This window comes from Caenispirillum salinarum AK4, assembly GCF_000315795.1.
GTDB lineage: Bacteria > Pseudomonadota > Alphaproteobacteria > Rhodospirillales > Rhodospirillaceae > Caenispirillum > Caenispirillum salinarum.
The window spans coordinates 256,685-270,616 of record NZ_ANHY01000002.1 but is presented as its reverse complement, the minus strand read 5'-3'; the positions used below and the strand labels follow the sequence as shown (position 1 = coordinate 270,616).

Genomic DNA, 13,932 nt, shown 5'->3' with positions numbered 1-13,932 from the left:
TCCATGCCGACGGAGGCCGCCATGCCCGATGCCATGCTCGACATCCTCAAGCGAGCCCCGGTGGTGCCGGTGCTGGTCATCGAGAACGCCGACGACGCCGTGCCGCTCGCCCGTGCCCTGGTCGCGGGCGGGCTGCCGGCGCTGGAGGTGACGCTGCGCACCTCCGCCGCCCTCGACAGCATCCGCCGCATCACCGCCGACGTGCCCGAGGCGCTGGTGGGCGTCGGCACGATCATGAAGCCCGCCGACCTCGACACCGCACAGGAGGCCGGCGCCCGCTTCGCCGTCAGCCCCGGCGCCACCGACGCCTTGCTCGGGGCCGCCCGCGCGAGCGGCATGCCGTTCCTGCCCGGCGTCGCCACCGCCAGCGAAGTGATGCGCGGCCTGGAGGCCGGCCTGACCGTCTTCAAGGCCTTCCCCGCCGCCGCCATCGGCGGGCCCGCCACGGTGGCGGCCTTCGGCGGTCCCTTCCCCGAGGCCCGCTTCTGCCCGACCGGCGGCATCCGATCCAATACCGCCGCCGACTACCTGCGCCTGCCCAACGTGGTCGCCATCGGCGGCACCTGGCTGGCGCCCAAGGAAAAGGTCAGCGCAGGCGACTGGCAGGGCATCGAGGACCTCGCCCGCTCCGCCGCCGGCCTGGCGGAGCACCTGGGATGACCGCAGAGGCCGCCTTCCCGCCGCTCATGGCCGAGGCCCTGCTGCTGGACTTCGACGGCGTGCTGTTCGACACGTCGGCCTCGGTGGACCTGTTCTGGCGCCGCTTCGCCGAGAACGCCGGCCTGCCCGCCGAGCAGGTGCTGGCGGACGTCCACGGCCGGCGCGAGGTCGACACCATCCGCGCCCTTGCGCCGGACCGAGTCACCAGCGACGCCACCTACTACCGCGACCGCCCGATCCTTCCCGAGGAGATCGAGTGGGCGCGGGAGTACACCGGCGCCGTCGACCTGCTGAGGACGCTGGCGCCGGAGCGCTTCGCCATCGTGACTTCGGGCCATCGCGCGCTGTTGAAGGCGCGGCTGGCGCACTTCGGCCTGGAGCTACCGAGGGTGACGGTGACCGCCGACGACGTGTCGGACGGCAAGCCCTCCCCCGCGCCCTATCGCCTGGCGGCTGAGCGTCTGGGCGTGAACGCCGCCCGCGCGGTGGTGATCGAGGACGCCCCGCCCGGCATCACCGCCGGCAAGGCCGCCGGCGCCCGCGTCATCGCCGTCACCACCACCCATGCCGCCGCGGAACTGGGCGAGGCGGACCGGATCGTGCCCGACCTTGGCGCCCTGGCGGTTTCGGCGCTGGAGGACGGCACGATTCGGATCGCACGACGGACGCCGTAGCGGCCCCTGTCCGGGCGGCTCAGCGGCACTGGACACTATCGCGGTCCGCGGTCACTGTGCCGCCATGACCCAGTCCCCGACGCCCAGCCAGACCTCCGCCGGCGCCGCCGTCGCCGATCCCACCGTGCGCGCCGGCTTCGCCGCCGCCGTGGGCGCCTACGGCATCTGGGGCATCTCGCCCCTGTTCTTCCGCGAGATCGCCATGGTCCCGCCGCTGGAGGTGGTGGCGCATCGCATCCTGTGGGCGCTGGTGGTGCTGGCACTGGTCATCACCATCCGGGGCGGCTGGACGGAAACCATCGCCATTCTGCGCGACCGCAAGAAGGCGCTGATCTTCGTCGCCTCGGCCACCGCCATCACCGTCAACTGGATCACCTTCGTCCACGCCGTCACCAGCGGACGGGCCCTGGAGGCGAGCCTGGGCTACTACATCTTCCCGCTTGTGACCGTCATGCTGGGGGCGGTGTTCCTGAAGGAGCGCTTCTCGCCGCGCCAGATGGTGGCGCTGGGGCTGGTGATCGCGGGCGTGGCGGCGCTGGTCATCGGCCTGGGCCGGCTGCCGTGGGTGACGCTGACGCTGGCGTGCTCGTTTGCCATGTACGGCCTGTTGCGCAAGACCGCGCCGGCGGAAAGCCTGGTCGGGCTGTTCCTGGAAACCATCCTGCTGAGCCCGCTGGTGCTTGTCTTCCTGGCCTGGCTGGAATGGACCGGCACCGGCCACTTCATCGGCGCGCCCGAGGGGGCCTGGGTGACCACCTTGCTGGTGCTGGCGGGCCCGCTGACCGCAGTGCCGCTGTTCCTGTTTGCCTTCGCCGCCCGGCGGATGCGGCTGGCGACGCTCGGCCTCATGCAGTACATGAACCCGACCATCCAGTTCCTGCTGGCGACCCTGATGTTCGGCGAGACCCTCACCACGCCCCACGCGGTGGCGTTCGGACTTATCTGGACGGGCATCGCGGTCTACAGCATCGGTCCCGGCCGACTGTGCCGCCGACGCCGCGCGCGGACCGGCGATGCCGCTTGACGCCGGACAAACCCTCCATCGCTTGCGGTTGACTTGCGCTTGCGATGGGTCCATATGGCGGAACAGCCGCGAAGGACAGTGACGCCGGCGGAACAGGCGCGGTTGCCCGCAGCCCGCCCGCCAGGTCTCCCCCGACCCGCCGTCACGGACGCCCAGACGCCACAGGAGTTGAGCGAAGAATGACTGACAATCCGGCCTTCCAGCAGATCCAGAACGACATCGACACCAACGACGTCGTGGTGTTCATGAAGGGCACCAGCCAGTTCCCGCAGTGCGGCTTTTCCGCCGCCGTCGTGCAGGTGCTGAACCACTTCGGCGTTCCGTTCAAGGACGTCAACGTGCTTGCCAGCGACGACATGCGCCAGGGCATCAAGGACTTCTCCAACTGGCCGACCATCCCCCAGCTCTACGTGAAGGGCGAGTTCGTGGGCGGCTGCGACATCGTGCGCGAGATGGCCGCCAACGGCGAACTGCAGCAGATGCTCAAGGACAAGGGCGTCATGACCGCCGCGTAAGGCGGCGCGACACGCTGATCCCGAAAGGGCCGGTCTCTGCGGAGGCCGGCCTTTTTCGTATGCGCGTCAGGTGTCTTCCGTCGCCGTCTCCGGTGCCTTGGCCGGATCGCCCATGGCGTAGGCGCGTTCCAGACGGGCGACGCGGGTGATGTAGGCGGAATACCAGCCGGCGCGCCCGCCCTCGCGCGCCACGACATGCTCGGCGTGGTGCTTCCAGGCGCGGATGGCCTCCTCGCTCTCCCAATAGCTGACGGTGATGCCGAAGCCGTCCGGCCCGCGTGCCGACTCCACGCCCAGGAAACCGGGCTGGGCACGCGCAAGCGCCACCATGCGGTCGGCCATGGTCTCGTAACCGTCGTCCGGCGCTTCTGTGCGGCGCGAGGTGAAGATGACGGCGTAGCAACCCGGCGTGCGGTCGTCCATGACGGCTCCCTCCCCTGTTGAGCGGTCAGAATAACCGGCCGGCCGCGGCGGGCGGCAGGGCCATTGCGCACCGCAACCGCAGGGCGATTGCCCGCGTTGCCGAAGCAGATACCGCACGGCGCACCCGCGCCGGGCCGCGCCGTCTTCATCATCCAAAACCGTAAGGACAGCATCCATGTGGACCGTTCCCGCCAAGGACGCGCAAATTCCCGCGCTCGGCTTCGGCACTTTCACGCTTTCGCCCGACGACTGCCAGCGCATGGTGACGGCGGCGCTGGAGGTCGGCTACCGCCACGTGGACACCGCCCAGGTCTACGACAACGAGGATGCCGTCGGCGCGGCGATGGCGCAAAGTCCCGTCCCGCGTGAGGATGTCTGGCTGACCACCAAGGTCTGGGTGGACAAGTTCCGCGACGGCGATCTGCAGAAGAGCGTCGACGACAGCCTCAAGCGCCTCCAGACCGACTACGTCGACCTGCTGCTGCTGCACTGGCCCAACCCCGACGTGCCGCTGGAAGAGACGCTCAAGGCGCTGGCGTCGGTCAAGCGTGACGGCCGCGCGCGCCACATCGGCCTGTCCAACTTCACGGTGGCCCTGATGAAGCAGGCTTTCGCCGTGACCGAGGAGCCGCTGGCCGTGAACCAGGTGGAATATCACCCCTACCTGAACCAGGACCCGGTGCTGGACATGGTGCGCGCCAAGGGCATGGCGCTGACGGCCTACAGCCCGGTCGCCCAGGGCAACATCCTGGGCGACGAAACGCTCAAGCGCATCGGCGACAAGTACGGCAAGAACGAGGCCCAGGTGACCCTGCGCTGGCTGATCCAGCAGGACGGCGTCATCGCCATCCCCCGCACCAAGAGCGAGGAGCATTGCAAGACCAACCTGGAGGTCTTCGACTTCGACCTGACCGAGGAGGAGATGGCCGAGATCAAGGCCCTCCACCGCCCCGACGGCCGCCAGATCAGCCCCGAGGGCTTGGCGCCGGAGTGGGATACCTAAAGGCGGAAGCGCTCGCGGAACTCGGCGGGCGTGAGGATGGGCACCGGGAACTCGGCAGCGAGCACGAGGAGATCCCGGTCCCCTGTCACCAGGGCGTCAGCCTTGGCGGCATGGGCGGCGGCGAGGAAAATGTCATCGTCGCCGTCGCGGCACTGGGCGGGGAGCGGCATTGCCGGCGGCAGTTCGATCGGGCTGACATACGACACGTAGTCGTGGAACAGGTAGAACTTCTTGGCGGACGTCAGCCGGAGCTTGGGATAGGAAAGGACCCTATCCAGTTCCTCCACCATTGCCGGCGTTGCAACAGGCACAACGTGCCCCTTGAACCATGCCCGCCGTAGCCAAGCAAAGCCCTGTCGACTGAAGGCAAGCGATGAAATGAGAACGTTGGTGTCCAATACGGCGTGAACGGGCCTCAGCGGCCCCGGCGTGCCCACCGAACCGCCTCTTCCAGGTCCGCTTCGGTAATTCCGCGCTCTTCAAGCTCGGCCCTTACCTGGTCTGCCGGAGACATGTCTTCACCGGTGCGCGCTCCATTAAGCGGAATGAGCACGAGGCGGCCGTTGTCCTCAACGATGTCGAACCGGCGCGCGCCGCCAACGGCCTTGAGCAGGCTTTCCGGCAGCGGCAGGCAGTTGTCGGCGTTCAGGTCTGCGTGCATGGCCTGATCCAGTGTCAGCTATTTGCTCATACCAATATCGCCCGTCGCGCACTCCTTCGCAACCCGCACAAAGAAAACCGGCGGCACCCACAGGGCGCCGCCGGTTTCTTGTCGGCGGGAATTCCCGCTCGCGCCGGGGATGATTAGCGCGAGTAGAACTCGACCACCAGGTTCGGTTCCATCTGGACCGGGTAGGGAATGTCGGCCAGCTTCGGCGTGCGGACGAAGGTGCCCTTCATGGCCTTCGGGTCGACGTCCATGTAGTCGGGCACGTCACGCTCGCCGGACTCGATGGCTTCCATGATCTGCGGGATCTGGCGGGAGCGCTCGCGCACCTCGACCACGTCGCCTTCCTTGACCATGTAGGACGGAATGTTGACGCGCTTGCCGTTCACCAGGATGTGGCCGTGGTTGACGATCTGGCGCGCGGCGAAGGGGGTCGCCACGAACTTCATGCGGTAGACGACGGCGTCCAGGCGGCGCTCCAGCAGGCCCACCAGGTTCTCGCCGGTGTCACCCTTCCGGCGGGTGGCCTCGACGTAGTACTTGTGGAACTGCTTCTCGCCGATGTTGCCGTAGTAGCCCTTCAGCTTCTGCTTCGCCATCAACTGGATGCCGAAGTCGGACGGCTTGTGGCGGCGCTGGCCGTGCTGGCCGGGGCGCGACTCGCGCTTGTTCAGCGGGCTCTTGGCGCGGCCCCACAGGTTGACCTGAAGGCGGCGGTCGATCTTGTGCTTGGCGGCGATACGCTTCGACATAGCGTGCTCGATCCTTGTTTTAAAAGGTTGCGTAGCGTTGTTGTTCCGGTAGTCCCGGCCGCCGGCCCGAAGGCCGTGGTGGGCGGGGTGAGCGCACGCGGGCGCCATCCACATTCCCGGAAAGAAGCGCGCAGTATGCGTATATTTGCGGCCCCGTCAACCCCTGCGGCGCCGGGCGGGCGCCGTCCGGTTCACGCGCCGCGGAGGCGCACGCCTCACCGCCGGTAAACGAAGCTTCCGTGCGGCTTGCGGTCCTGCCAGCCGCGGCGCTGAAGCTCGGGCTCGGGGCTGTCGGCGATGTCGGGCCAGCCGATGCACATGTAGGAGACGAACTGCCACGCCTCCGGCACCTCCAGGTCCGCCTTCAGACGCTCGGGGTCGAGGATCGACACGTAGCCCACGCCGACCCCCTTGGCCCGCGCCGCGAGCCCGAGTATGACCGCCGCCCCCGCCACCGAATGCTCCAGGGTCTGCGGCATGGTGCGCGACCCCAGGCCGTGCCCCAGCGCCCCCGCGCCGTCGCAGAACAGCGCCACCTGCACCGGCGCCCTGTCCAGGCCAGACAGCTTCAGGCTGGCGTAGAGCTTTGCGCGCTCGCCGTCATAGTCGTGCAGGGCGTCGGAATTGGCGGTGGCGAAGTTGGCCCGCACGCGCACGCGCAGCGCCGGGTCGTCGACCATCACGAAGCGCCACGGCTGGCTGTTGCCCACCGAGGGCGCGAGACAGGCCAGCCGGATCAGGTCGTCCACCAGCGCCGGGTCCACCGGGTCCGGCTTGAAATGCCGGATGTCCCGACGCCACGCGACGAGGTCTTCGAAGCGGCGGCGGAAATGTTCGTTGAACACCGGCGCGGCATTGGACGGCGGCGCCTCGGCCATGGTCACTCCCCCTTGTCGTCGGTCCCCTGCCCTGCCCCGCCGGACAGGGCCTCCTCGCCCACCTCCGCCGGCTGCTGGTTTCCCTGGTAGGGCGGACGGTCGGGCCGGCGGCCCCAGCGCAGTTCCTTGACGATGCCGTGCAGGGTGCGGATTTCCGTCTCCGTCAGGTTGGCGCGCAGGAACAGGTTGCGGATGTTGCGCACCATGCTGGGCCGCTTGTCGGCCACCCGCAGGAAGCCGCTGGCGTCCAGTTCCGCCTCCAGATGCCCGAAGAAGCGCAGAACCATCTCCTTGCCCGCCAGCTGGGTCTGGTTGGTGATCAGTTGCTCCGCCGGCGGATCGACCTTCACCTGATACCATTCATAGCCGATCAGCAGCACCGCCATAGCCAGGTTCAACGAGCAGTAGGCCGGGTTGAGCGGCGCCTCGACGATCACGTCGGACAGCGCCAGCGCGTCGTTCTCAAGGCCCGTGCGCTCCTTGCCGAACAGGATGCCCGTGGCGTTGCCCGCCTGCCCTTGCGCGTGCATGTCGATCGCCGCCCGCTTGGGCGTCATCAGCGGCTTGATCATGCCGCGCCGCCGCGCGGTCGTCGCATAGACGCGCTTCAGGTCCCCGACCGCCTCTTCCAGGCTGTCGAAGACACGCGCCTGCTGCAGCACCTCCACCGCGCCCGAACTGGCGCTGATCGCCTTTTCCGACAGATGGTCCTCGCGCGGTTGCACGAGGCGCATCTGCGTCAGGCCGCAGTTGAGCATGGCGCGGGCGGCGGTGCCCACGTTCTCCCCCAGTTGGGGGCGGTCGAGAATGATGACGGGCGCGAGCGGGTCTTCCGCCAGCTCGCGTGCCCGGGTCTTGTCGGTGCCAGCCATTGTTCCGTTTTCGAAAGCCGCTCAGACGGTCGCGCCGTCGCGGTGGAGCTTGAAGTTGATGGAATCCGACAGCGCCTCGAACGACGCGTCGATCAGGTTCTCCGAGACACCCACCGTGGTCCAGCGCACGCCCGATCCGTCGGCGCTTTCAATGGTGACGCGGGTGACGGCGGCGGTGGCGGCCTCGGGGTTGAGGATGCGCACCTTGAAGTCCACCAGCCGCAGGTCGGACAGCTGCGGATAGTAGGGCAGCAGCAGCTTGCGCAGGCAGGCGTCCAGGGCGTTCACGGGGCCGTCGCCCTCGGCCACCGTCATGTTGCGCTCGCCCTGCACGGTCAGCTTGGCGATGGCCTCCGACAGGGTGATGAGCTGGCCCTTGGCGTTCCAGCGCCGTTCGTCGATGACGCGGAAGCTGTCCACCTTGAAGTACTCGGGCACGTCCTCCAGCATCCGGCGGGCCAGAAGCTCGAAGCTGGCCCAGGCGCCGTCGTAGGCATAGCCCTGGAACTCGCGCTCCTTCACCAGCTCGATCAGGCGGGCGAGGCGCGGGTCCTTGCGGTCCACCTCCATGCCGATCTCGTCGAAGCGGGCGAGGATGTTGGACAGCCCCGCCTGGTTGGAGACCAGGATCAGGCGCTTGTTGCCGATGCTGTCGGGGTCCACGTGCTCGTAGCACTTGGGGTCCTTGGCGACGGCGGAGACGTGCAGTCCCCCTTTGTGGGCGAAGGCCCGCTCGCCGACATAGGCCGCTTCCTTGCTGGGCACCCGGTTGAGCCGCGCGTCCAGGGAGCGCGACAATTTCGTCAGGCCCTTGAGGTCGGTGTCGGTCAGCCCGGTCGTCATGCCCATCTTGAGCATGAGCGTCGGGATGATGGTGATGAGGTTGGCGTTGCCGCAGCGCTCGCCCAGACCGTTCAGCGTGCCCTGCACCTGGCGGGCGCCGGCGCGGACGGCGGCCAGGCTGTTGGCGACGGCGTTTTCCGTGTCGTTGTGGCAGTGGATGCCCACATGCGTACCCGGCACCACCTTCACCACTTCGGAGACGATGTCGAACACCTCGTGCGGCAGCGTGCCGCCGTTGGTGTCGCACAGCACCACCCAGCGGGCGCCGGCTTCGTGGGCGGCCTTGATGCAGTCCAGCGCGAAGCCGGGGTTGGCCTTGTAGCCGTCGAAGAAATGCTCTGCATCGAACATCACCTCTTCCGCCACCGTGGCGGCGTGGGCGATGGAATCCGCGATCATCCGCACGTTCTCGGCCGGCTCGATGCCCAGCGCAACCTCGCACTGGAAGTCCCAGCTCTTGCCCACCAGGGTGACCACCGGCGCGCCCGACCGCACGACGGCCTGAAGACCGGGATCATTGTCGGCCGAACGCCCGGCACGGCGCGTCATGCCGAAGGCGGCGATGCGCCCGCGCGTGGTCTCGGGCAGGCTTCGGAAGAAGGCGTCGTCGGTGGGGTTGGCGCCGGGCCAGCCGCCTTCCACATAATCGAAGCCGATGGCGTCCAGTTCCCGCGTGATGGCAGCCTTGTCGGCGGCCGAAAAGTCCACGCCGTGCGTCTGCGCACCGTCGCGCAGCGTGCTGTCGTAGATGTAAACGCGGGTGTCGTCGCTCATCGGGTCCATGGTCCCACTGTATTCGAAAATGCGCTGCAAGGGGTGCGCAGAATGCCCCAGCGGCGCGGTCCTGCCAAGTCCCGCCGGCGCAGCCGGCTCCAAACGGAAAACGGCCCCCGCGACAAGCGGAGGCCGTTGTTCCCATCACGCGCCATGCAGCCCCGCGATATTCACTCCTTGACCACCCAGCCCTCGGCCCCTTCCATCAGCGTCACCGTGTCGGTGTTCGTGTCGCCGCCCGGGAACGTCAGGGTCACCACGGCGGTATAGGTCCCGTCGCTGTTCTCGGTCACGTTGCCCACGTCGACCTCCATGCCGTCGAGCATCTTCCGGGCCTTCTCCTGCTCGGCGGCCATGCGCGCCTGGAGGGGGGTGTTGCGGCCGCCGGACATGAGCTGGCCGAGGTCCTGCCCCAGTTCCATATTCTCGTTGAACTCGGCCTCGACGGCGGCACGGACGGCGTCCTGCACGTCGCTGTCGGAGGGACCGCCGCAGGCAGCCAGCACGAGCGTCATGGCGCACACGGTCGCCGCAAACAGCTTCTTCATGGTTCTCTTTTCCCCGGGGAGCGTCTTGAGCAACGGCGCGGGCGCCGCCTCTCCCCCCATTCGGCGCCGTCCGAGACGATTTTCTACCTCCTTTCCCCCTAAACAATCCAGGGGTAAAAGATGCCGCCGGCAGCCTCCAGCCGACGACGCCGGGCAACGCCGGGCGGCGCCGGGCGCCGCCACAGGGATAGGCGGCGCGCGAATAAGATGCTTCCGCACGGATTAGCCCGCGCGGGTTAAGCAGCCGGGTCAATATTGAGACCCCCGCCGGCGTGCTAGACAAGACCCACGCAGTGATTAAACAGCGAGGGCCTTCGCATGTCCGGCACCGAGAAGATTTCCGTCATCGGCCTTGGCTACGTGGGCCTGCCGCTGGCGGTCGCCATCGCCCGCCATTTTCCCACCGTCGGGTTCGACATCGACGAAGCCCGCATCGCCCAGCTTCGTGCCGGCCACGACCGCACGCGCGAGGTCGAGGACGACGCCATGGCGGCCACCGCCCTGCACTGCACCGCCGACCCGGCCGAAATGGCGGGCTGCGCGGTCTATATCGTCACGGTGCCGACGCCGGTCGACCAGTGGAACAAGCCCGACCTGTCGCCGCTGAAGGCGGCGTGCAAGACGGTGGGCGACGTGCTGACGCCGGGGGCGACGGTCGTGTTCGAAAGCACCGTCTATCCCGGCGTGACCGAGGACCTGTGCGGGCCGCTGCTGGAGCGGTTCTCGGGCCTGACCTGCGGCACCGACTTCTTCCTGGGCTACAGCCCCGAGCGCATCAACCCCGGCGACCGCGAGCACACGGTCGACCGCATCACCAAGGTGATCGCCGGCCAGACGCCCGAGGTGACGGAGCAACTGGCGCGCGTCTACGGCACGGTGACCACGGGCGGCGTCTTCCGGGCGGCCAGCATCAAGGCGGCCGAGGCGGCGAAGGTGATCGAGAACGCCCAGCGCGACATCAACATCGCCTTCATCAACGAGATCACCATGATCTTCCAGCGCATGGGCCTGTCCATTCAGGACGTGCTGGCAGCCTCCAACACCAAGTGGAACTTCCTGCCCTTCCAGCCCGGCCTTGTGGGCGGCCACTGCATCGGCGTCGACCCGTTCTACCTGGCCGAATGCGCCAGCCAGCTGGGCCACCACCCCGAGATCATCCTGTCGGGGCGCAAGGTCAACGACAGCATGGGCCACTACATCGCCGATCGGGTCATGGACCTGATGGGCCCGGACAAGGAGAACGCCCGCGTCCTCGTCATGGGCCTGACCTTCAAGGAAAACGTGCCCGACCTGCGCAACACGCGCGTGGTGGACATCATCGCCAAGCTGCGCGCCAAGGGCCATGTGGTGGACGTTCACGATCCCATGGCCGACACCGAAGAGGCCGCGCGCTACTACCAGATCGAACTGAAGCGGTCCCTGGACGAGTTGTCGGGCTACGACGCGCTGATCGGCGCCGTTCCCCACACCCCTTACAAGGCACTGGCGGCCGATGCCTTCCAGCGGCTGGTCAAGCCGGGCGGGCTGATCGCCGACATCAAGGGCATGTGGCGCGGCGCTCCGCTGCCCCAGGGGATGCAGGTCTGGAGCCTGTAGGCGCTCAAGCGGCGCGCTCCAGCGCGTCCAGCAGGCGGGCAGCGTCGGTCACGGCCACGTCGCCGAAGCGCCGGCGCAGAACGCCGCTGGCCGCCGGGTCTGCGAGCCGTTCGGCCAGCGGGTCATACAACGCGCGCAGCAGAAGCCGCGTGCGCCCGGCATCGCAGCGCCAGGCGGGGTCGTGATCCTCCGGCAGGGGCGGCGGCAGGTGGCTGTTGACCACCTCCGTCAGCCAGTCCAGGCGACGACCGACGTCCTGGAAGTGGCGCGCCGCCGCCATCAGCACGTCGCACAGCACCGCCTCGGCCTCGGGCTGGGCGGTCAGTTGCGGCCAGTCCACCAGGCCCAGCCGGTCCTCTCGGTGGCGGGCGAGCAGCGCCTCGGTGCGCCGCGCGGCGTCCTCCAGCGTCGCCGGCCCGACCATCTTGGACAGCGCCGCCATCAACCCCGGGATGGCGCGGCGCGACAGGGGGGCGTCGGGCGCCGGGCCGCCTTCGTCTCCCGCCCGCTTGGGCAGAAGATGGCTGAATCGGCGCGTCAGCAGGCGCTCGAAGGGGCGGTGGCGGCGATCCTCCCACAGCACGGCGTCATGCAGCCGCAGGCATTCGCTGGGCGCGGCGCCCGCCGAGGGACCGACCTCGGCCAGGTACGCTTCCGCCAAGCCGCGCAGATAGTCCTCGTCGGGGAAATCCCCCGGCACGGGCGCCAGATGCCCCTCCGCCCGCAGGCGATCGATGAAACCCATGAGCAGGCGGCGGTTCATGTCCAGCGGGCATGACCGCTCACGCGCGGGCGTGGCGGGCGCGGTCGCGGCGGGCATGGCGCAAGTCTCCCTGGCAAATGATTCTTGTTGCACGCAGTCTACCGCGCCGCCGGCGTCCTGGCGACATGGCCGGAAGGCATGGCCCCGACGGACGGGCCCGGGCGGCCACTCCCGCGCGAGACCGATCCGCCGCCGCCGCCCCGGCGTTGACAGCATGACGCCGCGCCCATAGCTTCGCTCCATCTTGTTCCAGGGGTCTTCATGACGATCACGGACGCGCCCATAGACCGCCTCAACATCCTGCTCGCGCAGCTTAATCCCACCGTCGGCGACATCGACGGCAACGCCGCCATGCTCCGGCACGCCCTGGAGCGGGCCGAGGCCGCCGGTGCCGACCTGGTGGTGGGGCCGGAATTGTGCCTGTGCGGCTACCCGCCCGAGGACCTGGTCTACCGCCGCGCCTTCCTCGACCGCGTGGAGGAGGCCGTCTCCGCTCTAGCCGCCGACACGAAGGACGGCCCGGCGCTCATCGTCGGCGCGCCCTGGCGGGTGGACCTGGGCGTGGTCAACGCCGCGCTGCTGCTGTGCGACGGCGAGATCAAGGCGGTGCGGGCCAAGCATCACCTGCCCAACTACGGGGTCTTCGACGAACAGCGCGTGTTCACGCCCGGCCCGCTGCCCGAACCCGTGGACTTCAAGGGCGTGCGGCTCGGCATCCTGGTGTGCGAGGACATGTGGTTCCCCGACGTGGCGGCGAACCTCAAGGAGCACGGGGCCGAGATCCTGGTGATCCCCAACGGCTCGCCGTTCGAGGTCGACAAGCACGAGGTGCGCCTGAACCACGCGGTCGCGCGGGTGGAGGAAACGCACCTGCCGCTCATCTACGTCAATCAGGTGGGCGGCCAGGACGAACTGGTGTTCGACGGGGCGAGCTTCGTCATCAATTCCGACTACGCGCTGGCCGGCCGCGCCGCCGCCTGGGCGGAGGACGACCTGCTGACGGTGTGGACGAAGAGTGCGCGCTTCGGCACCTGGAACGCCGACAGCGCGCGGGTGGAACCGCCCGACGACCGCTGCGCCGCCATCTATCAGGCCATGGTGCTGGGCACGCGCGATTACGTGAACAAGAACGGCTTTCCCGGCGTCATCCTGGGCCTGTCGGGCGGCATCGACAGCGCGTTGGCCGCCGCCGTGGCCGTGGACGCGCTGGGCAAGGACCGCGTGCGCTGCGTCATGATGCCCTCGCCCTACACCAGCCAGCACAGCCTGGAGGACGCTGCCGCCATCGCCGAGACGCTGGGGGTGGAATACGACATCATCAACATCGGCCCCGCCATGGAGGCCTTCGACACCATGCTGGAAGGCGTGTTCGAGGGCACCGAGGTCGGCATCACCGAAGAAAACATCCAGTCCCGCGCCCGCGGCATCGTGCTCATGGCGCTGTCCAACAAGTTCGGCCCCATGGTGCTGTCAACCGGCAACAAGTCCGAGATGTCCGTCGGCTACGCGACGCTGTACGGCGACATGAACGGCGGCTTCAATCCGCTGAAGGACGTCTACAAGCTGGACGTCTTCGCCGCCTGCCGCTGGCGCAACGAGAACAAGCCCGCGGGCGCGCTGGGGCCGGAGGGCCGGGTGATGCCCGACCGCGTCATCTCCAAGCCGCCCAGCGCCGAGTTGCGCCCCGACCAGAAGGACGAGGACAGCCTGCCCGGCTACGACGTGCTGGATGCCATCCTGCGCGGCCTGAACGAGGACCAGAAGGGCGTGCGCGAGCTGGTGGAGGACGGCTTCGACGCCGAGGTGGTGGAAAAGGTCTGGACCCTACTCAACCGCGCCGAATACAAGCGCCGCCAGGCCCCGCCGGGCGTGAAGATCACAAGCATGGCGTTCGGCCGCGAACGGCGCTATCCCATCACCAACCGTTACAAGTGACGCCC

16 protein-coding genes are annotated in these 13,932 nt (G+C 68.6%); 7 read left to right on the top strand and 9 right to left on the bottom strand.

What is annotated here, in order from left to right; translation table 11 throughout:
* Positions 1-21: 21 nt before the first annotated feature.
* The 4 genes from eda (at position 22) to grxD (ending at position 2,873) form a co-directional block, all read left to right on the top strand.
* Entirely contained in the window at positions 22-660 is a 639-nt protein-coding gene (eda, locus tag C882_RS01340) for a bifunctional 4-hydroxy-2-oxoglutarate aldolase/2-dehydro-3-deoxy-phosphogluconate aldolase (protein ID WP_009538726.1), read from the top strand.
* Complete coding sequence (locus C882_RS01335) at positions 657-1,334, top strand: HAD-IA family hydrolase (RefSeq protein WP_009538725.1); 678 nt, start codon at positions 657-659, stop codon at positions 1,332-1,334. Before eda ends, C882_RS01335 begins: the two co-directional genes overlap by 4 nt.
* Positions 1,335-1,398: 64 nt before the next feature.
* On the top strand, positions 1,399-2,358 hold the full coding sequence (rarD, locus tag C882_RS01330) for an EamA family transporter RarD (protein WP_009538724.1): 960 nt from the start codon (positions 1,399-1,401) through the stop codon (positions 2,356-2,358).
* Between the two features lie 179 nt (positions 2,359-2,537).
* Positions 2,538-2,873: a Grx4 family monothiol glutaredoxin gene (gene grxD, locus C882_RS01325; RefSeq protein ID WP_009538723.1), complete on the top strand. Its 336-nt coding sequence runs from the start codon at positions 2,538-2,540 to the stop codon at positions 2,871-2,873.
* Positions 2,874-2,939: 66 nt separating this feature from the next.
* On the opposite strand, the gene C882_RS01320 is transcribed toward grxD, so the two are convergent.
* Positions 2,940-3,296 carry an antibiotic biosynthesis monooxygenase family protein gene (locus tag C882_RS01320; RefSeq protein WP_009538722.1) on the bottom strand — a complete coding sequence of 119 codons (357 nt, stop codon included), beginning with the start codon at positions 3,294-3,296 and terminating at the stop codon, positions 2,940-2,942.
* A 175-nt stretch (positions 3,297-3,471) separates the two neighbouring features.
* Between C882_RS01320 and C882_RS01315 the strand changes: the two genes are divergently transcribed.
* Positions 3,472-4,299, top strand: a complete 828-nt coding sequence (locus tag C882_RS01315; RefSeq protein WP_009538721.1) for an aldo/keto reductase — start codon at positions 3,472-3,474, stop codon at positions 4,297-4,299.
* On the opposite strand, the gene C882_RS01310 is transcribed toward C882_RS01315, so the two are convergent.
* From C882_RS01310 to C882_RS01280, 7 genes are all read right to left on the bottom strand, one after another.
* The gene (locus C882_RS01310) at positions 4,296-4,736 is read right to left on the bottom strand and encodes a putative toxin-antitoxin system toxin component, PIN family (protein ID WP_201448315.1); all 441 of its coding nucleotides are present in this window, start codon (positions 4,734-4,736) and stop codon (positions 4,296-4,298) included. The genes C882_RS01315 and C882_RS01310 overlap by 4 nt on opposite strands.
* Positions 4,715-4,960, bottom strand: coding sequence for a hypothetical protein (locus C882_RS01305; RefSeq protein ID WP_009538719.1), 246 nt, complete (start codon positions 4,958-4,960; stop codon positions 4,715-4,717). The genes C882_RS01310 and C882_RS01305 overlap by 22 nt, the downstream gene beginning before the upstream one ends.
* Positions 4,961-5,103: 143 nt before the next feature.
* Positions 5,104-5,718, bottom strand: a complete 615-nt coding sequence (rpsD, locus tag C882_RS01300) for a 30S ribosomal protein S4 (RefSeq protein WP_009538718.1) — start codon at positions 5,716-5,718, stop codon at positions 5,104-5,106.
* A 215-nt stretch (positions 5,719-5,933) separates the two neighbouring features.
* Complete coding sequence (bluB, locus tag C882_RS01295) at positions 5,934-6,596, bottom strand: 5,6-dimethylbenzimidazole synthase (RefSeq protein WP_009538717.1); 663 nt, start codon at positions 6,594-6,596, stop codon at positions 5,934-5,936.
* 2 nt (positions 6,597-6,598) lie between these two features.
* A complete protein-coding gene (locus C882_RS01290; RefSeq protein ID WP_009538716.1) occupies positions 6,599-7,468 on the bottom strand; it encodes an RNA methyltransferase in 870 nt (289 codons plus the stop codon).
* 21 nt (positions 7,469-7,489) lie between these two features.
* On the bottom strand, positions 7,490-9,085 hold the full coding sequence (gene cimA / locus C882_RS01285; RefSeq protein WP_043642800.1) for a citramalate synthase: 1,596 nt from the start codon (positions 9,083-9,085) through the stop codon (positions 7,490-7,492).
* Between the two features lie 170 nt (positions 9,086-9,255).
* Positions 9,256-9,633: a hypothetical protein gene (locus C882_RS01280; RefSeq protein WP_009538714.1), complete on the bottom strand. Its 378-nt coding sequence runs from the start codon at positions 9,631-9,633 to the stop codon at positions 9,256-9,258.
* A 318-nt stretch (positions 9,634-9,951) separates the two neighbouring features.
* Between C882_RS01280 and C882_RS01275 the strand changes: the two genes are divergently transcribed.
* A complete protein-coding gene (locus C882_RS01275; protein ID WP_009538713.1) occupies positions 9,952-11,229 on the top strand; it encodes a nucleotide sugar dehydrogenase in 1,278 nt (425 codons plus the stop codon).
* A gap of 4 nt (positions 11,230-11,233) precedes the next feature.
* Here C882_RS01275 and C882_RS01270 read toward each other — a convergent pair whose 3' ends face one another.
* A complete protein-coding gene (locus tag C882_RS01270) occupies positions 11,234-12,049 on the bottom strand; it encodes a hypothetical protein (protein ID WP_009538712.1) in 816 nt (271 codons plus the stop codon).
* Positions 12,050-12,253: 204 nt separating this feature from the next.
* On the opposite strand from C882_RS01270, the gene C882_RS01265 reads away from it, so the two are divergent.
* Entirely contained in the window at positions 12,254-13,927 is a 1,674-nt protein-coding gene (locus tag C882_RS01265; RefSeq protein ID WP_009538711.1) for an NAD+ synthase, read from the top strand.
* The last annotated feature ends 5 nt before the right edge of the window (positions 13,928-13,932 follow it).